Origin of the sequence: Paracoccus sp. FO-3 (genome assembly GCF_006386455.1) — a bacterium.
Lineage (GTDB): Bacteria > Pseudomonadota > Alphaproteobacteria > Rhodobacterales > Rhodobacteraceae > Paracoccus > Paracoccus versutus.
In genome coordinates, this window is record NZ_VCBQ01000016.1 from 12,642 (window position 1) to 34,463 (window position 21,822).

At 68.0% G+C, this 21,822-nt stretch carries 22 protein-coding genes; 10 read left to right on the forward strand and 12 right to left on the reverse strand.

Going from position 1 to position 21,822, the window contains the following annotated elements:
- Positions 1 to 3 precede the first annotated feature (3 nt).
- Entirely contained in the window at positions 4 to 1,536 is a 1,533-nt protein-coding gene (locus tag FE811_RS06415) for an acyl-CoA carboxylase subunit beta (RefSeq protein ID WP_072462991.1), read from the reverse strand.
- A gap of 159 nt (positions 1,537 to 1,695) precedes the next feature.
- Here FE811_RS06415 and alr point away from each other — a divergent pair, with 159 nt between their 5' ends.
- The 6 genes from alr (at position 1,696) to FE811_RS06445 (ending at position 6,863) form a co-directional block, all read left to right on the forward strand.
- Complete coding sequence (alr, locus tag FE811_RS06420) at positions 1,696 to 2,715, forward strand: alanine racemase (RefSeq protein ID WP_072462990.1); 1,020 nt, start codon at positions 1,696 to 1,698, stop codon at positions 2,713 to 2,715.
- Complete coding sequence (locus tag FE811_RS06425; RefSeq protein WP_116221653.1) at positions 2,712 to 3,470, forward strand: ABC transporter permease; 759 nt, start codon at positions 2,712 to 2,714, stop codon at positions 3,468 to 3,470. Before alr ends, FE811_RS06425 begins: the two co-directional genes overlap by 4 nt.
- On the forward strand, positions 3,470 to 4,207 hold the full coding sequence (locus FE811_RS06430; protein ID WP_116220573.1) for an ABC transporter ATP-binding protein: 738 nt from the start codon (positions 3,470 to 3,472) through the stop codon (positions 4,205 to 4,207). The genes FE811_RS06425 and FE811_RS06430 overlap by 1 nt, the downstream gene beginning before the upstream one ends.
- 115 nt (positions 4,208 to 4,322) lie before the next feature.
- A complete protein-coding gene (locus FE811_RS06435; protein ID WP_036756350.1) occupies positions 4,323 to 5,420 on the forward strand; it encodes a PhoH family protein in 1,098 nt (365 codons plus the stop codon).
- Positions 5,413 to 5,937, forward strand: coding sequence for an rRNA maturation RNase YbeY (ybeY, locus tag FE811_RS06440; RefSeq protein WP_072462988.1), 525 nt, complete (start codon positions 5,413 to 5,415; stop codon positions 5,935 to 5,937). The genes FE811_RS06435 and ybeY overlap by 8 nt, the downstream gene beginning before the upstream one ends.
- On the forward strand, positions 5,934 to 6,863 hold the full coding sequence (locus tag FE811_RS06445; protein WP_036756353.1) for a CBS domain-containing protein: 930 nt from the start codon (positions 5,934 to 5,936) through the stop codon (positions 6,861 to 6,863). The genes ybeY and FE811_RS06445 overlap by 4 nt, the downstream gene beginning before the upstream one ends.
- A gap of 6 nt (positions 6,864 to 6,869) precedes the next feature.
- Here FE811_RS06445 and FE811_RS06450 read toward each other — a convergent pair whose 3' ends face one another.
- The 3 genes from FE811_RS06450 to FE811_RS06460 all read right to left on the reverse strand — a co-directional run bounded on the left by FE811_RS06450 (position 6,870) and on the right by FE811_RS06460 (position 10,221).
- Entirely contained in the window at positions 6,870 to 7,679 is an 810-nt protein-coding gene (locus FE811_RS06450; RefSeq protein WP_116220574.1) for a GNAT family N-acetyltransferase, read from the reverse strand.
- 184 nt (positions 7,680 to 7,863) lie between these two features.
- Positions 7,864 to 9,423, reverse strand: coding sequence for a glutamine-hydrolyzing GMP synthase (guaA, locus tag FE811_RS06455; RefSeq protein ID WP_116220575.1), 1,560 nt, complete (start codon positions 9,421 to 9,423; stop codon positions 7,864 to 7,866).
- Between the two features lie 186 nt (positions 9,424 to 9,609).
- A complete protein-coding gene (locus FE811_RS06460) occupies positions 9,610 to 10,221 on the reverse strand; it encodes a thiamine phosphate synthase (protein WP_036756358.1) in 612 nt (203 codons plus the stop codon).
- A 76-nt stretch (positions 10,222 to 10,297) separates the two neighbouring features.
- Between FE811_RS06460 and FE811_RS06465 the strand changes: the two genes are divergently transcribed.
- From FE811_RS06465 to miaB, 4 genes are all read left to right on the forward strand, one after another.
- The gene (locus FE811_RS06465) at positions 10,298 to 11,038 is read left to right on the forward strand and encodes an RNA methyltransferase (RefSeq protein WP_116220576.1); all 741 of its coding nucleotides are present in this window, start codon (positions 10,298 to 10,300) and stop codon (positions 11,036 to 11,038) included.
- Positions 11,039 to 11,093: 55 nt separating this feature from the next.
- A complete protein-coding gene (ctaA, locus tag FE811_RS06470) occupies positions 11,094 to 12,239 on the forward strand; it encodes a heme A synthase (protein WP_072462983.1) in 1,146 nt (381 codons plus the stop codon).
- The gene (locus FE811_RS06475) at positions 12,236 to 13,708 is read left to right on the forward strand and encodes a carboxypeptidase M32 (RefSeq protein ID WP_116220577.1); all 1,473 of its coding nucleotides are present in this window, start codon (positions 12,236 to 12,238) and stop codon (positions 13,706 to 13,708) included. Before ctaA ends, FE811_RS06475 begins: the two co-directional genes overlap by 4 nt.
- A 114-nt stretch (positions 13,709 to 13,822) precedes the next feature.
- The gene (miaB, locus tag FE811_RS06480) at positions 13,823 to 15,160 is read left to right on the forward strand and encodes a tRNA (N6-isopentenyl adenosine(37)-C2)-methylthiotransferase MiaB (protein ID WP_052095953.1); all 1,338 of its coding nucleotides are present in this window, start codon (positions 13,823 to 13,825) and stop codon (positions 15,158 to 15,160) included.
- Between the two features lie 36 nt (positions 15,161 to 15,196).
- Here miaB and FE811_RS06485 read toward each other — a convergent pair whose 3' ends face one another.
- From FE811_RS06485 to ppk2, 8 genes are all read right to left on the reverse strand, one after another.
- Entirely contained in the window at positions 15,197 to 16,528 is a 1,332-nt protein-coding gene (locus FE811_RS06485) for a glutamine synthetase family protein (protein ID WP_116220578.1), read from the reverse strand.
- 3 nt (positions 16,529 to 16,531) lie between these two features.
- Entirely contained in the window at positions 16,532 to 17,359 is an 828-nt protein-coding gene (locus FE811_RS06490) for an ABC transporter permease (protein ID WP_036756374.1), read from the reverse strand.
- A complete protein-coding gene (locus FE811_RS06495; protein ID WP_036756452.1) occupies positions 17,356 to 18,234 on the reverse strand; it encodes an ABC transporter permease in 879 nt (292 codons plus the stop codon). The genes FE811_RS06490 and FE811_RS06495 overlap by 4 nt, the downstream gene beginning before the upstream one ends.
- 51 nt (positions 18,235 to 18,285) lie before the next feature.
- On the reverse strand, positions 18,286 to 19,008 hold the full coding sequence (locus FE811_RS06500) for a transporter substrate-binding domain-containing protein (RefSeq protein WP_036756377.1): 723 nt from the start codon (positions 19,006 to 19,008) through the stop codon (positions 18,286 to 18,288).
- Positions 19,009 to 19,032: 24 nt separating this feature from the next.
- Complete coding sequence (locus FE811_RS06505; protein ID WP_052095955.1) at positions 19,033 to 19,845, reverse strand: ABC transporter ATP-binding protein; 813 nt, start codon at positions 19,843 to 19,845, stop codon at positions 19,033 to 19,035.
- Between the two features lie 145 nt (positions 19,846 to 19,990).
- Entirely contained in the window at positions 19,991 to 20,452 is a 462-nt protein-coding gene (locus tag FE811_RS06510) for a TerB family tellurite resistance protein (RefSeq protein ID WP_036756383.1), read from the reverse strand.
- Between the two features lie 52 nt (positions 20,453 to 20,504).
- Positions 20,505 to 20,801 (reverse strand): DUF1330 domain-containing protein, encoded by a 297-nt coding sequence (locus FE811_RS06515; RefSeq protein WP_036756385.1) that lies wholly within the window; start codon positions 20,799 to 20,801, stop codon positions 20,505 to 20,507.
- Positions 20,802 to 20,871: 70 nt separating this feature from the next.
- Complete coding sequence (gene ppk2 / locus FE811_RS06520; RefSeq protein ID WP_116220579.1) at positions 20,872 to 21,780, reverse strand: polyphosphate kinase 2; 909 nt, start codon at positions 21,778 to 21,780, stop codon at positions 20,872 to 20,874.
- Positions 21,781 to 21,822: the final 42 nt, after the last annotated feature.

The window sequence follows — 21,822 nt, forward strand, 5'->3', positions numbered from 1 at the left end:
CCGTTACAGCGGGATGTTGTCGTGCTTCTTCCAGGGGTTCGACAGCTTCTTGCCGCGCAGGCTGGCAAAGGCGCGCGCGACGCGGCGGCGGGTCGAATGCGGCTGGATCACCTCGTCGATGAAGCCTTTCTCGGCGGCGACGAAGGGATTGGCAAAGCGGTCTTCGTAATCCTTGGTGCGGTTGGCGATCTTGTCGGTATCGCCCAGCTCGCTGCGATACAGGATCTCGACCGCGCCCTTGGCGCCCATCACCGCGATTTCCGCCGTGGGCCAGGCATAGTTGAAATCGCCGCGCAGGTGCTTGGAGGCCATGACGTCATAGGCCCCGCCATAGGCCTTGCGGGTGATGACGGTCACTTTCGGCACCGTCGCCTCGCCATAGGCAAAGAGCAGCTTGGCGCCATGCTTGATGACGCCGCCATATTCCTGCCCGGTGCCCGGCAGGAAGCCCGGCACGTCCACGAAGGTCAGGATCGGGATCTCGAAGGCGTCGCAGAAGCGCACGAAGCGCGCCGCCTTGCGGCTGGAATCGATGTCGAGGCAGCCGGCCAGCACCATCGGCTGGTTGGCGACGACGCCGACGGTCTGGCCCTCGATGCGGATGAAGCCGGTGATGATATTGGCGGCGAAATCCTTTTGGATCTCGTAGAAATCGCCCTCGTCCGCGACCTTCAGGATCAGCTCCTTCATGTCGTAGGGCTGGTTCGGGTTGTCGGGGATCAGCGTGTCGAGGCTGGATTCGACGCGGGCCGGGTCGTCGAAGAACGGCCGGCTCGGCGCCTTTTCGCGGTTGTTGAGCGGCAGGAAGTCGACCAGACGGCGGATTTCCGACATGGCCTCGACGTCGTTTTCGAAGGCGCCGTCGGCGACCGAGCTTTTCTTGGTATGGGTCGAGGCGCCGCCCAACTGTTCGGCCGTCACCACCTCGTTCGTCACCGTCTTGACCACGTCCGGGCCGGTCACGAACATGTAGCTGGTGTCCTTGACCATGAAGATGAAGTCGGTCATCGCCGGCGAATAGACCGCGCCGCCGGCGCAGGGGCCCATGATGACGCTGATCTGCGGCACCACGCCCGAGGCCATGATGTTGCGCTGGAACACGTCGGCATAGCCGGCAAGGCTGGCCACGCCCTCCTGGATCCGCGCGCCGCCGGAATCGTTCAGCCCAATCACCGGCGCGCCGTTCTGCACCGCCATGTCCATGATCTTGCAGATCTTCTGCGCATGGGTTTCCGACAGCGAGCCGCCGAAGACGGTGAAGTCCTGCGAGAACACATAGACCATGCGGCCGTTGATCGTGCCCCAGCCGGTGACGACGCCGTCGCCATAGGGACGATCCTCCTCCATGCCGAAATCGGTCGAGCGGTGGCGGACGAACATGTCGAATTCCTCGAACGACCCCTCGTCCAGCAACAGCTCGAGCCGCTCGCGCGCGGTCAGCTTGCCGCGGGCGTGCTGGGCGTCGATGCGCCGCTGCCCGCCGCCCAGCCGCGCATCGCGGCGGCGCGATTCCAGTTCGCCCAGGATGTCCTTCATGAGCCGTCTCCCTTTCCGGTTTGGCGCAAACTACCGGCTTGGCGCGGGTGCGGGAAGCGGAAAGGCGAATATTTGCAAAATATGCTAGATAATTTCTCTGCAAACAGCAAAATTGCTAAAACCCTTGACGCGGGCAAGGGCAAGAGCCATGCCGCTGCCATGGGACTCGTCATTGATCTTGCGGCCGTCGTGGCCAATTGGAAAGCGCTCGCGGCCAAGGCCCAGGGCGCGCGGGCGGCGGCGGTGGTCAAGGCCGACGCCTATGGTCTGGGCGCGGATCGCGTGGCCCCGGCGCTTTACGCGGCGGGGGCGCGGGATTTCTTCGTGGCGCTGGCCGGCGAGGGGCGGGCGATCCGGCCGCTTTTGCCCGAGGATGCGCGCATCTTCGTGCTGTCGGGCCATATGGAGGGCGCGGACCTGGCCGGGCTGATCCCGCTGCTGAACAGTCCCGAGCAGTTCTTCCGCGACCGGGCGCTGCGGCCGCGCGGGCCTTTCGGCATCCAGCTGGACAGCGGCATGAACCGGCTGGGGATCGAGCCCGGCGAATGGGCCGCCATCCGCACCGAGGCCCTGGCGGCCGGCCCGGCGCTGATCATGTCGCACCTGGCCTGCGCCGACGAGCCGGACCATGCGGCCAATGCCCAGCAACTCGCCGCCTTCCGCGCCATGACCGAGGGCGTGGCCGTGCCGCGCTCGCTGGCCGCGACGGGGGGCATCCTGCTGGGGCCGGACTATCATTTCGACCTGGTGCGGCCGGGCATCGGGCTTTACGGCGGCGAGCCGTTCGGCGATGCGCAGCCCGTGGTCACGCTGGCCTTGCCGGTGATCCAGACGCGCGAGGTGCGCCCCGGCGAATCCGTGGGCTACGGCTATGCCTGGACGGCCGCGCGGCCGTCGCGGGTGGCGACGGTGGCGGCGGGCTATGCCGACGGGCTGGCGCGGGCCCTGGCGCGGGACGGCAAGCTGACGCTCTGGTCGGGCGAGCGCGCCTGCCCGGTGATCGGCCGCATCTCGATGGACCTGATCACCGTCGACGTGACCGACCTGCCCGACGTGCCCCCGGCGCTGGAGATCCTGAACGCGCGGCAGGGCGTGGACGCCCTGGCGGCGCTGTCGGGCACCATCGGATACGAGATCCTGACCTCGCTGGGCCGGCGCTACGAGCGTCGTTGGCTGTGAACCCGGCCCGGCCGACCGGCAGGGCGGTGATCGGTCTGACCCGGCTGACCGGGCGGGTGACGATCTTTGCCCTGCGCGGCCTGGCCGGCATCGGGCAGCATCCGGCGGAACTGGCGCGGCAGGTCATGCAGATCGGCTGGCTGTCGCTGCCGGTGGTCGGGCTGACGGCGCTGTTCACCGGCGCGGCGCTGGCCTTGCAGATCCATTCCGGGGGCGAGCGCTTCCAGGCCGGCGACGTGGTGCCGGCCATCGTCGCCATCGGCATGGCGCGCGAGCTTGGCCCGGTCCTGGGCGGGCTGATGGTCGCGGCCCGCGTCGCCAGCGCCATCGCCGCCGAACTGGGCACCATGCGCGTGACCGAACAGATCGATGCGCTGGTGACGCTGTCCACCGATCCCATGGGCTGGCTGGTCTCGCCCCGGCTGTGGGCGGCGCTGCTGTGCGTGCCGGTGCTGGTCGGCGTGGGCGACGTGATCGGCATCATGGGCGGCTGGCTGATCGGGGTGAATGCGCTGGGGTTCAACTCGGCGATCTACCTGTCCAATTCCTGGGCCTATCTGGAAAGCTGGGACGTGGTCTCGGGCCTGCTGAAGGGCGCCGTGTTCGGGCTGATCGTGGCGCTGTCGGGCTGCTGGTTCGGCATGACGGCGGCGGGCGGTGCCGCGGGCGTCGGACGGGCTACGACCAATGCCGTGGTCGCCGCCTCGGTCGGCATCCTGGCTGCGAATTTCGCGCTGACGGGGCTGTTCTTCTGATGCTGGCGGTGCGGGGGATTTGCAAAGCCTATGGCGCCAAGCGGGTGCTGGACGGGGTCGAGCTGGATCTGGCCCAGGGCGAAAGCCTGGTGGTGATCGGCGGCTCGGGCACCGGGAAATCGGTGCTTTTGCGCTGCATCCTGGGGCTGGAGACGCCCGATGCCGGCACGGTCTTGTGGCAGGGCCAGCCGCTGGCCGGCCGGCGCGCCGCCTTCATGGAGGGCTTCGGCATGCTGTTCCAGAACGCGGCGCTGTTCGACAGCCTGCCGGTCTGGCGCAATGTCGCCTTTCGCCTGCTGCGGACCATGCCCAAGGCGCGCGCCCGCGCCATTGCCATCGAAAAGCTGGCCCGCGTCGGCCTGGGCCCCGAGGTGGCGGATCTTTACCCGGCGGAACTCTCGGGCGGGATGCGCAAGCGCGCCGGGCTGGCCCGCGCCATCGCCGCCGACCCGAAGGTGATCTTCTTCGACGAGCCGACGACCGGGCTGGACCCGATCCGGGCCGCGGCGATCAATGCGCTGATCCGCGGCATCGTCGACGAGACCGGCGCCACCGCCATCACAATCACCCATGACATGAGCTCGGTGCGCGCCATCGCCGACCGGGTGGCGCTGTTGGATCGCGGACGGGTCCGCTGGCAGGGAGGGGTGGCGGAAATGGACGCGGCCGAGGACGATTACCTGCGTGATTTCGTCGCAGGGCGCGCCCGGCCCATGGCGCGCGGGCCGCAGGCGTGATGTCCGTTTTTTCGCCGAATCGACGGCAAATCCGAAACTGCGGGCCCGCCCCCCTTGTGCGAATCCCGCTCAGTTGCAACCATGAGTTACTGAGAACCCCACCTCGGAGACGAATTTGGGTCTGACCCCTACGCATCCCGCGACCGCGACCCCCGGCGAAACCCTGCTGGAATTTCACGACAACCGGCTGCTGATCGACCTCTGCGGCCCGCATGACCGCTATCTCGCGCGGATCGAGGAGGCGCTGAAGGTGCATATCCTGCGACGCGGCAACCTTCTGTCCGTCGTGGGTCCGGTCGAGGCCCAGGCCGAGGCGGCGCAGGTGCTGCGCGCGCTTTACGCCCGGCTGGAGCAGGGCCGCCCGGTCGAGATGGCCGAGGTCGAGGCGGCGCTGCGCATGGGGGCCGAGACGGTGGTCGACGGCCCCAGCCCGGCCGAGCAGCTGGAGATGTTCCAGACCGGCCCGATCGAGCTGCGCACCCGCAAGAAGACCGTCGAGCCGCGCACCGATGCGCAAAAGGACTATGTCCGCGCGCTGTTCGCCAACGAGCTGGCCTTCGGCATCGGCCCGGCCGGCACCGGCAAGACCTATCTGGCGGTGGCCGTGGGCGTGACCATGCTGATCGGCGGCCATGTGGATCGCATCATCCTGTCGCGCCCCGCCGTCGAGGCGGGCGAGCGGCTGGGCTTCCTGCCCGGCGACATGAAGGAAAAGGTCGATCCCTACATGCAGCCGCTCTATGACGCGCTGAACGACTTCCTGCCGGCCAAGCAGGTGCAGAAGCTGATGGAGGAAAAGCGCATCGAGATCGCGCCCCTGGCCTTCATGCGCGGCCGCACGCTGTCGAACAGCTTCGTGGTGCTGGACGAGGCGCAGAACGCCACCACCATGCAGATGAAGATGTTCCTGACCCGGCTGGGCGAGGGCTCGCGCATGGTCGTCACCGGCGACCGCACCCAGATCGACCTGCCGCGCGGCGTGCATTCCGGCCTGGTCGAGGCCGAAAAGATCCTCAAGGACATCAAGGGCATCAGCTTCAGCTATTTCACCGCCAAGGACGTGGTGCGCCATACGCTGGTCGCCCGCATCATCGAGGCCTATGACGCCGAGGCCGAGGCGGCGCTGGCCCGCGGCGAGATCTTCGACGAGCGCGGCCAGCGCATACCGCGGCGCGAGCCGCGGCTGGCCTCGGGGGGGCAGGGCGATGCCTGACAGCGCCGATGCGCCCGACGAGGCGCTGGAGATCGTCGACATCGTGCTGGAGGACGACCGCTGGGAGGACGCCGGCCTGCCCGCCATGGCCGAGCGCGCGGCGCGCGCGGTCGGCGAATGGCTGGATCTGGGCGCGTTCCAGATCGTCGTCATGGGCTGCGACGATGCCCGCATCGCCGCGCTGAACGCCGAGTTCCGCGGCAAGCCCAAGCCGACCAACGTGCTGAGCTGGCCCGCGGTCGAGTTCGATGCGCGCCTGCCCGGCGCCCATCCCGAACCGCCCGAAGTCGAGGAACTGGGCGACATCGCCATCGCCTACGACACCTGCCTGCGCGAGGCCGAGGCGCAGGGCAAGCCCTTCGCCGATCACGCCATGCATCTGCTGGTCCATGCCATGCTGCATCTTGCAGGCTATGACCATATCGACGACGAGGATGCCGAAACCATGGAGGATGCCGAACGCTCGATCCTGGGCAAGCTGGGCATCCCCGACCCTTACCTGGAACATGAGACATGACCAACGACCGAAGTCCCGACACGCCCGTTTCCGCCGAACCCGCCTCATGGGCGGATGGCACAGGCGGGGACGGGCGTGACCTGCCGCAATCGCGCGGCTTTCTGGGGCGCATCCTGGGCGCATTCGGCGGCGGCGAGGCCGAGCCGGCCGGCGCCGAGGCCCGCGACAGGGGCCCTGCCGCCCCGCCGGCGGGCGTTCCGGGGATGGTCAACCTGCGGCGGATGCGCGTCGACGACGTGGCCGTGCCCAAGGCCGAGATCGTCGCCGCGCCGGTCACGGCCACCCTGCCCGAACTGGTCGAGATGTTCCGCGAACACGGCTTTTCCCGCATCCCGGTGTTTCGCGGCACGCTGGACAGTCCGCTGGGGCTGATCCACCTGAAGGATCTGGCGCTGAAATACGGCTTCGGCGCCAAGGCTCCGGTCAAGTTCGCGCTGCGCCCGATGCTGCGGCCGCTGCTTTACGTGCCGCCCTCGATGCCGATCGGCGTTCTGCTGCAGCAGATGCAGCAGAAGCGGATCCACATGGCGCTGGTGATCGACGAATATGGCGGGGTGGACGGGCTCGTCACCATCGAGGACCTGATCGAACAGGTCATCGGCGAGATCGAGGACGAGCATGACGAGATCGAAGGCGGCCTGGTGATCCAGGAACAGCCCGGCCAATGGCTGATCCAGGCCCGCGCCGCGCTGGAGGATGTCGAGGCCCAGACCGGCCTGCGCCTGGCCACCGACGAGGAAGAGGAAGAGATCGACACGCTGGGCGGGCTGATCTTCATGCTGACCGGCCGCGTGCCGGTGCGCGGCGAGGTGATCCCGCATGAAAGCGGCGCCGAGTTCGAGATCATCGACGCCGATCCGCGCCGGGTCAAGCGGGTGCGGCTGCGGTTGCCGCAACCCGAGCCGCCACCCCCGGCCGAAGGCTGAGCCGGCTCAGAGCCCGGCGAAGGCCGGCGCATGGACGATGCGGCTGCCTGCGGGCAGCCGCGGCCCCAGCGCCATCAGATGCGGCCCGGCATAGGGCGATTCCAGGTCGGCCGGGACAAAGCCGAAGCGGCGGTAATAGGCCGGATCGCCCAGCACCACGATGGTATGGTCGTCGAATGCCGCCAGGGCGGCGCGGACCAGCGCCGTGCCGATGCCGCGCGACTGCACGGCGGGATGCACCGCCAGCGGCGCCAGCGCCAGGGCCGGCCCCTCGGCCGCCAGCGGCGACAGGGCGATATGGCCGATCACCGTGCCCTCGGCCTCGGCCACCAGCGACAGCGCAAGGTCGCCGGCCCCGCGTAGGGCCTCGACCAGCCGCGCCTCGGCCGGGCCGTCGAAGGCGCGCGCCAGCAGGTCGGCCACCGCGGCGCGGTCATGCGCCAGTTCGGCCCGGATGCGCGGCAGGGGATCGCTGCGGGTGAAATCGCGCCCGATGCCATGGCTCTCGCGGCCCCAGCGGCTATGTTCCAGCCGGGCACGATGCGCTTCGAAAGCCTCGTCGTCGGCGTAAAGCTCGTTTAGTTCCCAGACCAGCGGATCCTCGGACTGCCACAGGTCGAAGCGCAGGTTGCCGGGTTCGGCCCGGCTCAGCGCGACATGCTCGGTCAGCAGGTCCATGGCCAGCATCATCTGGGCCGCATCCTTGCAGATCAGCCGGCCGGTCAGCGAGACCAGCGGTTTTTCCAGGGGGATCTCCTCGCCGCCCAGGATGGGCGGGGGGGCGTGGTTGTGGTTCTGTCCGCAGGCGCAACTCATGGCAAGATCCTCGTCGTGAACGGGCCGCAACAATGGACGACGGCGGCTTCCCGCGGCCGGAACCGTTAGCAGCGATAACCTTATCGGGCGGCATTGCGCCGTCCTTGTCAATTTGCAAAGCCGCGCCTTGCCCCGAATGCAGCCCCTGAAACGAAAAGGGCGGCGCAGCGGCCGCCCCTCGGGGTCATTCCCACTCGATCGTGCCCGGCGGCTTCGAGGTGATGTCATAGGTGCAGCGGTTGATGCCCTTGACCTCGTTGATGATCCGCGTCGCGGTCTCGCCCAGGAACTGGTGGCTGAAGGGATAGTAATCCGCCGTCATGCCATCGACCGAGGTCACCGCGCGCAAGGCGCAGGCATAGTCGTAGGTGCGCCCGTCGCCCATGACGCCGACGGTGCGGACGGGAAGGATGGCGACGAAGGCCTGCCAGATCTCGTCGTAAAGCCCGTGCTTGCGGATCTGGTCGATGAAGACAGCATCCGCCTTGCGCAGGATCTCCAGCTTGTCGCGGGTGATCTCGCCCGGACAGCGGATGGCAAGGCCGGGACCGGGAAAGGGATGGCGGCCGATGAATTTCTCGGGCAGGCCGAGTTCGCGGCCAAGCGCGCGGACCTCGTCCTTGAAGAGTTCGCGCAGCGGCTCGACCAGCTTCAGCCCCATCTTCTCGGGCAAGCCGCCGACATTGTGGTGGCTCTTGATCGTGACCGAGGGCCCGCCCGAGAAGCTGACCGATTCGATCACGTCGGGGTAAAGCGTGCCCTGGGCCAGGAATTCCGCGCCTTCGATCCCGCTCGCGTATTTCTGGAACACGTCGATGAACAGCTTGCCGATGGTCTTGCGCTTGACCTCGGGGTCGCTGACGCCTTCCAGCGCCGACAGGAACAGCTCGCTCTCGTCGGCATGGATCAGCGGGATGTTGTAGTTGTCGCGGAACATGGTCACGACTTCCTCGGCCTCGTTCAGCCGCAAAAGCCCGTGATCGACGAAGACGCAGGTCAGCTGGTCGCCAATCGCCTCGTGGATCAGCACCGCGGCGACCGAACTGTCGACGCCGCCCGAAAGCCCGCAGATCACCCGCTTGTCCCCGACCTGCTCGCGGATCTTGCGGATCGCCTCCTGGCGATAGGAGGCCATGGTCCAGTCGCCGGTGAAGCCGGCCATGCGGACGAAGTTCTCCAGCATGATCCGGCCGTTCGGAGTGTGATGCACCTCGGGGTGGAACTGCACGGCGAAGAAGCGGCGCGCCTCGTCCGCGATCATGGCGAAGGGGGCATTGGGCGAGGTGCCGATGACCTCGAAGCCGGGCGCGAGCTGCGTCACCCGGTCGCCATGGCTCATCCAGACCTCCTCGCGGCCGGTCTCGAACAGGCCCGAGAAGATGCCGTCGCCCTTGTGATCCTCGGCCGGCGCGATGAAGGCGCGGCCGTATTCGGCGTGATGGCCCGATTCGACGCGGCCGCCCAGCTGCTCCATCATCACCTGCTGGCCATAGCAGATGCCGAAGACCGGCACCCCCAGATCGAAAAGCCCCTGCGGCGCGCGCGGCGAATCCGCCTGCGTGACCGAGGCTGGCCCGCCCGACAGGATCACGGCCTGCGGGGCAAAGGCTTTCAGGAAGGCGTCGTCCACCGCGTTGAACGGGTGGATTTCGCAATAGACGTTCAGCTCGCGCAGGCGGCGCGCAATCAGCTGCGTGACCTGGGAGCCGAAATCGATGATGAGAAGGCGCTGATGCTGGGTCATGGCAAGGCTTTAGGCCGCGGCATGGCGCTTCGCAAGGGGGCTGACGCATCGCCGGCTGCACCGCCGCATGGGTATTTGAACAACAGAGAAGGCCAGCCGTCGCGCCTCTGCCGGCAGCGCGGCTCGATCGGGGTCCGTCGCCTTCTCTGTTGTTCAAATACCCATGCAACGCCGCGGCAAGGGCCGTCAGCGCCAGAGAATCCCCAGGGCTTCGGCCGGGTCCGGTTCGGACCAGATCTCTGCCCCCAGCGCGATGAAATCGGCGACGGGGGCCAGCTGGCCGATCAGCGCGGGGGTCAGGGCGCCCTCGGCGACCACAGGGATCTCGATCATCTCGGACCACCATTGGAACAGGTCCAGCGGCGCGGTCTCGCCATGGCCGAGCGCGGTGGCGCCGCAGGGGCCGAAGCTGACGTAATCCGCCCCCGCCTCGGCCGCGTTCATGCCGTCGTGGCGCGAGGCGCCGCAGAAGGTGCCGACGATGGCGTCCTGGCCCAGTTCCTTGCGGGCATGGCGCACGCCGCGCGCGCCATTGGTCAGATGCACGCCGTCCAGCCCGTGGCGCTGCGCCAGCTGGACATGGTCCTCGATCACCACCGCCACGTCGCGGGCATGGGCGATCTCGCGCGCCAGATCGGCGATGCGGCCCAGCTCCTCCTCGGTGCCGGCGCCGGGGATGCGCAGGCAGGCGACGGGAAAGCGGTCCATGACCTCGGCCAGCATCGGGCCCAGCGTCGAGGCGGCCGCGCCGACCGGGGCGATCAGGTAGAGTTGCGGCGAATTGGGCTGGTCTGTCATGGCGCTGTCATCCCCTGGAGTTCCGCCAGCAGATAGCGCAGCGCCGCGCGCCTTGCCAGTGGGTCTGCGGAAGGATATGGCCGCGGCCATGGAACCGGCGATCATCCTTGTCCGCCCGCAGATGGGCGAAAACATCGGCGCGGCCGCGCGCGCCATGCTGAATTTCGGCCTGAGCGACATGCGCCTGGTGGCGCCGCGCGATGGCTGGCCGAACCCGCGCGCCGTGGCCATGGCCTCGGGCGCGGCCGGCCGGGTGCTGGACCGGGCGCGGGTTTTCGCGACCCTGGCCGAGGCGATGGCCGATGTCGATTACGCCTATGCCACCACCGCCCGCGGGCGCGAGTTGACCAAGCCGGTGCTGACCCCGGCCACGGCCATGGCGGATGCCCGCGGCCGGGTCGCGCAGGGCGGCCGGGTCGCGGTGATCTTCGGCCCCGAGCGCGCGGGGCTGGAGAACGAGGACGTGGCGCGCGCCAATGCCATCATCACCGTGCCGGTCAATCCCGACTTCCCCTCGCTGAACCTGGCGCAGGCGGTGCTGCTGGCCGGGTATGAATGGGCGCAGGACAGCCTGCCGCCCGAGCCCGCCCCGCATGGCCGCCGCCCCGACGGCGAAGCCCAGGCGACGCGGCTGGAGATCGAGCGGCTGGCCGATCACTGGGAAGAGCGGCTGGACGAGGCCGGCTTCTTTTTCCCGCCCGAGAAGGCGCCGGCGATGAAGCTGACATTGCGCAACCTCTGGTCGCGGCTGCCCCTGACCCGCGCCGACACGCGCATCTTCCACGGCATGCTGCGGCAGTTGATCCGCCGCGGCTGATTGATTTCCGGGCGCGGGCGGGCCAAGGTCGCGCCCGATCGAGAAGGAAGCTGACATGGCAAGACGTCCCGTCTTTCAGGAAGTCACCGAGACGACCCCCCGCAGCACGCCGCCCGCCGGCGGCATGATCGACGCCGGACCCAAGGGCGCGCGCGGCGCGATCCGCATCTGGCTGATCGTGCTGTTCGTCATGGTCGCGGCGATGATCGCGCTGGGCGGCGCGACGCGGCTGACCGGCTCGGGCCTGTCGATCACCGAATGGAAGCCGGTGACCGGGGCGATCCCGCCGATGGATGCCGCGACCTGGCAGGCCGAGTTCGACAAGTACCGGCAGATCCCGCAGTTCCAGCTGGTCAATTCCGACATGGACCTGGCGAGTTTCAAGCGGATCTATTGGTGGGAATGGTCGCACCGGCTGCTGGGGCGGCTGGTGGGACTGGTCTGGGCGGCGGGCTTCGTCTTTTTCCTGGCGACCAGGCGCATCCCCGCGGGCTGGGTGCCGCGGCTGCTGGGCCTGGGCGTGCTGGGCGGCGCGCAGGGCGCCATCGGCTGGTGGATGGTCCATTCGGGCCTGTCGGGCGAGATGGTGCGCGTGGCCTCCTATAGGCTGGCCACGCATCTGGGGCTGGCCTTCGCCATCCTGGGCATGATCGCCTGGCAGGTGCTGGCGCTGTCGCGGTCCGAGGCGGCGCTGCTGCGCGCGCGGCGGGCGGGCGAGGGCAAGCTTTTCTCGATGACCACCGGGCTGATGCACCTGGCCTTCGTCCAGATCCTGCTGGGCGCGCTGGTGGCGGGGATCGACGCCGGGCGCATGTATACCGGCTGGCCCACCATGGGCGGCGAATGGATCCCGGCCGAGATCTGGGACGCGGCTCTGGGCTGGCGCAACTTCTTCGAGAACCCGGCGCTGGTGCAGTTCATCCACCGCATGGTGGCCTATCTGCTGGCAATCTTTGCCGTGGTGGTGTTCCTGCGCGCCCGCCGCTCGCCGCATCCGGTGACGCGCGGCGCCTATGCCGCGATGATCGCGGCGGTCGCGGTGCAGGTGGCGCTGGGCATCATGAACGTGCTGCATGCCTCGCCGCTGGCTTTGGCACTGGCGCATCAGATCGGAGCCGTGGCACTGTTTACGCTGATCCTGCGCGCGCGCCACCATGCGCGCTATCCAATCGAAACTTCGGTCCGGGGGACTGTCCGATGAGCGCTTTCGACGATCTTCTCGCCTTCCAGCGCCAGACCGAGGCGCTGTCCTCGGTCGCCGAGCGGCTGGCCTGGGACCAGGAAACCGTGATGCCGCGGGGCGCCGTCGAGCAGCGCGCCGAGGAGATGGCGGCGATGGAAGCGGTGCTGCACGAGCGGCGCACCGATCCGCGCATCGGCGAATGGCTGGACCAGGCCGAGCCCGAGGACGACGAGGATGCCCGCGTCATCGAGCTGATCGCGCGCGACCATCGCCGCGCCTCGCGCATCCCGTCGCGGCTGGCGACGGAGCTGGCGCGGCAGACCTCGCTGGCGCAGGGCATCTGGGCCGATGCCCGTGCCAAGGACGCGCCCGAGGATTTCCTGCCGGCGCTGAACGACATCCTGATGCTGAAGCGCGAGGAGGCCTCGGCCCTGGCGGATGGCGGCGATCTTTACGATGCGCTGCTGGACGATTACGAGCCGGGCACCACCCAGGCCGAGATCGCGCAGCTGTTCGACGCCATGCGGCCGCGGCTGGTGGCGCTGCGCGAGGACGTGCTGGGCGCCGCCTTCCAGCCCGAGCCGCTGGCCGGGCATTTCCCGCAGGAGACCCAGCTGCGCCTGGCGCGCACCTGCGCCACCGCCTTCGGCTATGACTGGACGCGCGGGCGGATGGACATCGCCGTCCACCCGTTCAGCTCGGGGCGCTGGCAGGACAGCCGCATCACCACGCGGGTGGTCGAGGCCGATCCCTTCAACTGCCTCTATTCGACCATCCACGAGGTCGGGCATTCCAGCTATGAGCTGGGCATCGACAGCGACTATGCCTTTACGCCGCTCGGCCGCGGCGTCTCGATGGGGGCGCATGAAAGCCAGAGCCGGATCTACGAGAACCAGCTGGGCCGCAGCCGCGCCTTTACCGGCTGGCTTTACCAGCGCATGTCGGACGCCTTCGGCGGGCTTTCGGTGCCCGATGCCGATGCCTTCTATGCCACCGTGAACCGCGTCACCCCCGGCTTCATCCGCACCGAGGCCGACGAGGTGCAATACAACCTGCACATCATGCTGCGCTTTGACCTGGAGCGCGACCTGATCGCCGGGCGGCTGGATGTCGAGGATCTGGTCGAGGCCTGGAACGCCCGCTTCCTGCGGGATTTCGGCGTGGCGGTGGACCGGCCGGCCAATGGCGTCTTGCAGGACGTGCATTGGGCGGTGGGGCTGTTCGGCTATTTCCCGACCTATGCGCTGGGGAACGTCTATGCCGGCTGCCTGCATGCCGCGCTGCGTGCTGCGGTGCCGGACCTGGACGAGGCGCTGGCGCGCGGCGAGGCCGACCCGGCCGTCGAATGGCTGCGCGAGAACGTCCAGCGCCATGGCGGGCTTTACCCGGTGCGCGCGCTGATCGGGCAGGCGACCGGGGCCGATGTCGGCGAAGGGCCGCTGCTCGACTACCTGGAGGAGAAATTCTCGGCCATCTACCGGCTTTGAGGCCGGATTCGGGTATTTGGGCAACGAAGAAGCCGGGCGCCGGGCATGGGGCGGCCGGTCTTTCCAAGCCGGGCGTTTTCCTGTATCAGGCGTCGATCCCAAGGACAGCACGGCATGAGTGACCCAGCCAGCAAGCCCGCCCCGGCGGTGAAGAAGCTTTTCATCAAGACCTATGGCTGCCAGATGAACGTCTATGACAGCCAGCGCATGGCCGAAGCCATGGGCGCCGAAGGGTATGTCCTGACCGAGAACCAGGCGGACGCCGACATGGTGCTGCTGAACACCTGCCATATCCGGGAAAAGGCGGCCGAGAAGCTGTATTCCGACCTGGGCCGGCTGAAGCCGCTGAAGGCGGAGAAGCCCGACCTGAAGATCGGCGTCGCCGGCTGCGTCGCCCAGGCCGAGGGCGGCGAGATCCAGCGCCGCATGCCCATCGTCGACCTGGTGGTGGGGCCGCAGGCCTATCACCGGCTGCCGGCCATGGTGCGGGCGGGCGGCGGGGTCGATACCGAGTTCCCGGCCGAGGACAAGTTCGAGCATCTGCCGAAGCCCGCCGCCACCCGGCGCGCGCCCGCCGCCTTCCTGACCGTGCAGGAGGGCTGCGACAAGTTCTGCGCCTTTTGCGTGGTGCCCTATACCCGCGGGGCCGAGGTGTCGCGCCCGGTCTCGCGCATCCTTTCGGAGGCGCGCGACCTGGTCGGGCGCGGCGTGCGCGAGATCACGCTTCTGGGCCAGAACGTCAACGGCTGGCATGGCGAGGGGCCGGAGGGGGCCGAATGGGGCTTTGGCCGGCTGATCCGGGCGATCGCGGAGATCGACGGGCTCGACCGCATCCGCTATACCACCAGCCACCCGAACGACATGGCCGACGACCTGATCGCGGCGCATCGCGACGAGCCGAAGCTGATGCCCTATCTGCACCTGCCGGTGCAGTCGGGTTCGGATCGCATCCTGAAGGCGATGAACCGCCGCCACACCGTCGATCAATATCTGCGGCTGATCGAGCGTATCCGCGAGGCGCGGCCCGACATCATGCTGACCAGCGATTTCATCGTCGGCTTCCCCGGCGAGACCGACCGGGACCACCAGGACACGCTGGATCTGGTGCGGGCGGTGAATTTCGGCACCGCTTTCAGCTTCAAGTATTCTCCGCGTCCCGGCACCCCGGCCTATGAGCGGCCCGAGGTCGAGGGCGCCGTGGCCGATGCGCGCCTGCAGGAATTGCAGGCGCTGCTGTCGAGCCAGCAGAAGGCGGCGCAGGAAGGCATGGTCGGGCGCGAGCTGGGCGTGCTGTTCGAAAAGCCCGGCCGCAATCCCGGCCAGATGGTCGGCAAGTCGGACTATCTGCACGCGGTCTTTGTCGAGGCGCCGGCGGCGAAGGTCGGCGACCTGGTGCGGGTGCGCATCACCCATAGCGCGCCGAACTCGCTGGCCGGGGTGCTGGCGGCCTGAAGGCCGGGCGGCCGGTGAGGTGCGGAAGCCGCCGGGTCAGACCGTGTCGAGGTAAAGCTCGACGGTTTCGTCGTCGGAAAGCTCGGCCATGTAGTGCAGTTCCTGCCGCTTGGTCATGACGAAATTCTCGATCAGATGCGCGGGGAAGATGCGCCGGATCTCGGGCGAGGTTTCGAAGGCGTCGATGGCCGCGCCCCAGCTGCCGGGAAGCTGCTCCAGCCCCTGCTCATAGGCATTGCCCTGGATCGGCGGCGGCGGCTCGGCCCTGTCCTCGATGCCGTTCAGCGCCGCGCCCAGCACCGCCGCGACGGTCAGGTAGGGGTTCACGTCGCCGCCCGCCACCCGATGCTCGATCCGCCGCGCCTTGGGGCCGGAGGAGGGGATGCGGATGGCCGAGGTGCGGTTTTCATAGGCCCAGCCGATGCCGGTCGGCGCATGGGCGTTCGGCACCAGCCGGTCGTAGCTGTTCTCGTGCGGGGCAAACAGCAGCGTCGAGCCGGGCATGGCGGCAAGGCAGCCGGCGACGGCATGGCGCAGCACGTCCGAGCCCTCGTCGCCGCCATTGTCGAAGACGTTGCGGCCCTGTGCGTCCAGCACCGAGAAATGCATGTGCATGCCCGAGCCGTTCCATGCCTCGTAGGGCTTGGCCATGAAGGAGCCGGCAAAGCCGTAGCGCCGGGCCAGCCCCTTGACCAGCAGCTTGAAGAGCCAGGCGTCGTCGGCGGCCTTCAGCGGGTCGGGCTGGTGCATCAGGTTGATTTCGAACTGGCCCGGCGCGGCTTCCGAGATCGCGGTATCCGCGGGGATGTCCATCGCCTCGCAGGCGTCGTAGAGCGCGGTAAAGAAACGGTCGAAGGCGTCGAGCGCGCGCAGGGACAGCGTTTCCGCCCCGGTGCGGCGCTTGCCCGAGCGCGGGCTGGGCGGCACCCGCAGCTGGCCGCCCGAATCGTCGATCAGGAAGAACTCCAGCTCGGTCGCGACCATCGGGGTCAGGCCGGCGGCCTTGTAGCGTTCGACCACGCGGGCCAGCGCCTGGCGGGGATCGCCCTCATAGGGGCGGCCGTCCAGATGGAACATCCAGATCGGCAGCAGGCCGGTCGGCGCCTCGAGCCAGGGCATGGGCATGAAGCCGCGCTCGGTCGGCAGCAGTAGCCCGTCGGGGTCGCCGGCCTGGAAGACCAGCGGGCTGTCCTCGATATCCTCGCCCCAGATGTCCATGTTCAGGACCGAGAAGGGGAATTTGGTGCCCTCGGTCAGGATCTTGTCGGCAAAGCGTGCCGGGACGCGCTTGCCGCGCGCCACGCCGTTGAGGTCGGCGGCGGCGATGCGGATGGTCTTGACGTCGGGATGCTCGCGCAGCCAGTCCATGGGTCACCTGATGAGATTGGGCCTGTAACGGATCTTCTTCGCCGCGCCGGGAAGGTGGCGGTTCAGCCGCCGGTTCACCAGGCCGAACAGCGCGATCAGTCCCAGGGTCAGCAGCACGAAATAGCCCGCCACGATCGGATAGGCGATGAAGGGGTTGAAGGTCTTGTCGGCGAAATAATTGGCGTAATAAAGCGCGTCGCCCCGTTGCTGGAAGGCCGGGAAGCCGGAAAAGAACACCAGCGTCGTGGCGTGGAACAGGAAGATCGCCTCGTTGGTATAGGCGGGCCAGGCGAGCCGCATCGCCGTGGGCCAGACCACGCGGCGCCAGCGGGTCCAGCCGGCCATGCCATAGGCGTCGGCGGCCTCAAGCTCGCCCTTGGGCAGGTTGCGCAGCGCGCCGTAGAAGATCTCGGCCGAATAGGCGGCGGTGTTCAGCATCAGCACCAGCAGCGCCCCGGCCCAGGCGCGGGTCATCCAGCTGGTCTGCACGGTGATGCCCAGCACGTCGATGCCGGCGCGCGGCAGCTGCACCAGCAGCTCATAGGCCAGGAAGAACTGGATGAAGAGCGGGCTGCCGCGGAACAGGAAGATGAACCACTCGGCCGGCTTCCTGGCCCAGGGGTTGCGGCTGGCCTTGGCCACGGCCAGCGCATTGGCCAGGAAAAAGCCGAAAAGCAGCGCCAGCGCAGCGAAATAGACGTTCCAGATCAGGCCCGAGCCGATCAGCGTGACCTGCTCGCACAGCGTAAATCCGCTGCGCGGCAGCAGCCTTTCGCCCAGGCCAAGCGACCGCAGCCCATAGTCCTGGATGGTTTGCAGGCATTGGTTCATGTCGCGGCCTTTCGCATCGCCTCGCCGGCGGCGGTGGCCTGGCCCCGCGACAGCCTGGCCCGGATGCGGTCGAAGATCCGCTCCGATCCCCAGGTCATCAGCAGGTAGAAGACCAGGATGGCCAGGAAATAGTAAAGCCGCCAGTCGGGATGCGGATAGGCATAGGCGCGGGTCTTGGCGCCGCCCAGTTCGCGCGCCCAATAGACGATGTCCTCGACCCCCAGCACGAACAGCAGCGGCGTGGCCTTGATCAGGATCATCCACAGGTTCGCCAGGCCCGGCAGGGCATAGGTCCACATCTGCGGCACCAGGATGCGCCGGTTCACCTGGCGCGGGGTCATGCCGTAGGCCTCGGCGGTTTCCAGCTGCGCGCGCGGCACCGCGTTCATCGCGCCATGCAGCACATTGGCCGCGAAGGCGCCGAAGACCACGGCAAAGGCGATCACCGCCAGGAAAATGCCATAGGCCTGATGCACCCATTCCGGGCTGGTCGAAAGCGGCAGCTTGGCCGCGGCGCAGACGATGAACTCATTGCCCTGCCGCACCGGCACCGAGGGGTCGCAATAGACGCGCGAGCGCAGCCATTCGAAGCCCTGGTCCAGCGCGATGGGCACGAAGAGAAAGAAGATGATGTCGGGCACGCCGCGCACCATCGAGGTATAGATGCGGCCGAACCAGCGCACACCGGCGATGCGCGAGCGCGAGGCCATGGCGCCGCCGAAGCCGAAAAGCAGCGCCACCGGCGCGGTGATCGCCAGCAGCAACAGCACCGTGCCGAAGCTGGCATAGAACAGCATGTGGTTGCCGGTCGTCAGATAGCATGACAACCAGGCAAGCCCTTGCAGGGCAGAGGGGTCGGTGCAATGGGAAAGCATCATGCCGCCGGTTTGGCCGCCGCGGCAGGGACCGCGGCGGCATCAGTGATGTCATTCGTAGGTCTGCGCATCCTCGCCGAAATGCGTCTTGATCAGCGCGTTCAGGCTGCCGTCCTGCTTCATCGCGGCGATCGCCCCGTTCAGCTTTTCGCGCAGCTCGTTGTCGGACTGGCGCACGCCGATGCCGATGCCCTCGTCCAGCCGGACCTGCTCGCCCACGAAGATCAGGTCGTCGCTGTCCTCGACGAAGGGGCGCATGACCTCATGGTCGCCGAAGGCCGCATCGGCCTCGCCATTGCGGACGGCGGCGAAGACCTGGTCGATGTTGGGGTATTCCAGCATCGTGGCCTGGGTGTCGGCGATATGGGACGCCTGGACCGTGCCGGTCTGCACCGCGACGATGCCGGTTTCCAGGTTCGCCCCCTCGTCCAGCGCTACATAGGAGGAGGGCGCCGGCGGCAGGTAATCCTCGGTGAAGGCGATGACCTGCTTGCGTTCCTCGTTGATGCTCATCGCCGCCATGATGGCGTCATAGTTCGAGGATACCAGGTTGGGGATGATCGAATCCCAGTCGTTCTTGACCCAGGTGCATTGCAGTTCGGCCCGCTTGCACAGCTCGTTGCCCAGATCGACCTCGAAACCGGCGACCTGGCCCTGGTCGTTGATGAGGTTGTAGGGAGGATAGGCGCCCTCGGTGGCGATGCGCACCGTCTGGGCCATGCCCATGCCCGCGGTCAGCGCGAAGGCTGCGGCGGCAAGCGTCAGTTTCTTCATGTCCTTGCTCTCCTGTCGGTTCTTTCATTCGGCCATGGTGGCGCTCAGGAACTGGCGCAGCCGCTCGGACCGCGGCGCGCCGAAAAGCTGCGCCGGCGGTCCCTCTTCCTCGATCCGGCCCTGATGCAGGAAGACGACGTGATCGCTGACATCGGCCGCCAGCCGCATGTCATGGGTGACAAGCAGCATGGTGCGATGCTCGGCCGCCAGATCCTTGATGACCCGCACCACCTCCTGCTGCAATTCGGGGTCGAGCGCGCTGGTCGGTTCGTCCAGAAGTAGCGCCCTGGGCTCCATGCACAGCGCGCGGGCGATGGCGGCGCGCTGCTGCTGGCCGCCCGACAGCTGCGCCGGCCAGGCGTCGGCCTTGTCGCCGATGCCGACCTTGGCCAGCAATTCGCGCGCCCGTGCCTCGACCTGCCGCGCATCGCGCTTCAGCACATGCACCGGCGCCTCCATGACGTTTTGCAGGATGGTCATGTGCGACCACAGGTTGAACTGCTGGAACACCATGGACAGGTTGGTGCGCAGCCGCGTCACCTGCGCCCGGTCGGCGGGCACGCGGGCCAACCCGGTGCCGCGCCATTTCACCGCCTCGCCCTCGAACAGGATCTCGCCCTGCTGGCTGTCCTCGAGCAGGTTGCAGCAGCGCAGCAGCGTGGACTTGCCCGAGCCGGACGAGCCGATCAGGCTGATGACATGGCCGCGCGGCGCCGCCAGGCTGACGCCGCGGATGACCTGAAGCGGGCCATAGGCCTTGTGCAGATCCCTGATTTCTATCACCGGCACCCGCGCAGGATCGGCGGCGGGATCGGCGGCCGTGACGGGGGCGGCCATGGTCGGTTCTGTCTGGCTCATGGGAATATGAGGCGATATTTGCCGCGCGATTGCAACGCTTTCGTCGCGGGCCTTGCCGGCAGGGCAGGGGCGTGGATCGCCCCGGCAAGGGGCTGAGACGGCGGGTTGGGGCGGGGTTGCGCGTTCACTTGCCCGACAGCCCCAGATCGTCCAGCGCCCTTTGCCGCGCCAAGGCCGAATCGCGGTCGTTCACGCCCAGAAGGCCGGCCACCAGCCGCACCAGCGATTCCTCGTGGGCGCTGCGGGCGCCGTCGGCATAGGCGATCTCCCACAGGGCGGCGACGATCTCCTGGCGGTCATGCAGGTCGACGCGCTCCTTGATGGTGCGGGTGAAGCGGACGGTATCGGGCGCCTCGGCCTCGATCATCTCGGCCGCGGCGCGCCGTTCGGCCGCCTCGGCGGCGCCAAGGCCGCGGCGCCGGGCCAGCACCTGGTCGATGCGCTGCTGCTCGGCCGCGCCGTAATGGTCGTCGGCGCGCGCCAGCCGCACCAGCAGCGAGGCGATGGCGACCTCGGCATCCTGGCCGCTCAGGTGGGCGGAATCGGGGCGGTCGGCGAAAAGCCGGCTCAGAAGATTGCGAAACATGACCGGATATTAGGGTATTTTGGCGGCGCAACAATATCCCGCGCGAAATTTGTCAGGCAGATTCCCAGCCCTCGACGATGGCCAGGTCGGCGATCGAGCAGGGCTGCCGCAAGGCGAGCGCCGCCTGGTATTCCGGGCTGCGATAGCAGGCGCGGGCGGTTTCCAGGTCGGGAAACTCGATCACCACCGTGCGCGGGCGCATCTGGCCCTCGACCACCTCGAGCGCGCCGCCGCGCACCAGGAAACGCGCGCCATAGCGGTCAAAGGCGGCGGCATTGGCCTGGCGATAGGCTTCGTATGCGGCGGGGTCGTCGACCGTGACATGGCCGATCCAATAGGCTTTGGGCATGGCGGGCTCCTTGCGGCTGATCCGTGCCGATCATGCCGCGCGGGGCCGCCGCCGCAAGCCCGATCCCGCCCTAGTAACGTTGCGGCACGTAAAGCTCGGGCGGCAGCACCTCGCGCTCGTAATCGGGGTTGAAGACCCGGTCGGGCAGGGTGATCTCCTCGTGCGGGACCGGGCCGTAGGGCACCATGGTCAAAAGATGCGCCATGCAGTTCAGCCGCGCCCGCTTCTTGTCGTTGCCGGGCACGATATACCAGGGCGCCTCGGGGATATTGGTGCGCTCGAACATGTCCTCCTTGGCCTTGGTGTAATCCTCCCAGCGGATGCGGGATTGCAGGTCCATCGGCGACAGCTTCCACTGTTTCAGCGGGTCGTGGATGCGCATCAGGAAGCGCATCTGCTGTTCCTCGTCGGTGATCGAGAACCAGTATTTCACCAGACGGATGCCGGAACGCACCAGCATCCGCTCGAATTCCGGGACGTCGTCGAAGAATTGCTGCACCTCGTCCTCGGAGGCGAAGCCCATGACCCGCTCGACCCCGGCGCGGTTGTACCAGCTGCGGTCGAACAGCACGATCTCGCCCCCGGCCGGCAGGTGCGGGACGTAGCGCTGGAAATACCATTGCGTCTTTTCACGGTCCGAAGGGGCGGGCAGGGCCACCACGCGGGCGACGCGCGGGTTCAGGCGCTGGGTGATGCGCTTGATGGCGCCGCCCTTGCCGGCGCTGTCGCGGCCTTCGAAGATCACCACCACCTTTTCCTTGTGATGGGCCACCCAGTCCTGCAGCTTGATGAGCTCCGCCTGAAGCCGCAGCAGCTCGCGGAAATAGTCGGCGCGCGGCATCTGGTCGGGATGGGTGTCGCGATAGATGCGGGCGATTTCCTGGGACAGGATCGCATCCTCCATCTCGATCTCGAAATCCTCGTCGAGCGTGTCCTGAAGTTCGGCTTCAAGCCAGTCCTTGGGTGTCTGGTCCTGCATGGGGATCTCCTGCTGCGCTTGCCTGCGATCTAGCCTTGCAAT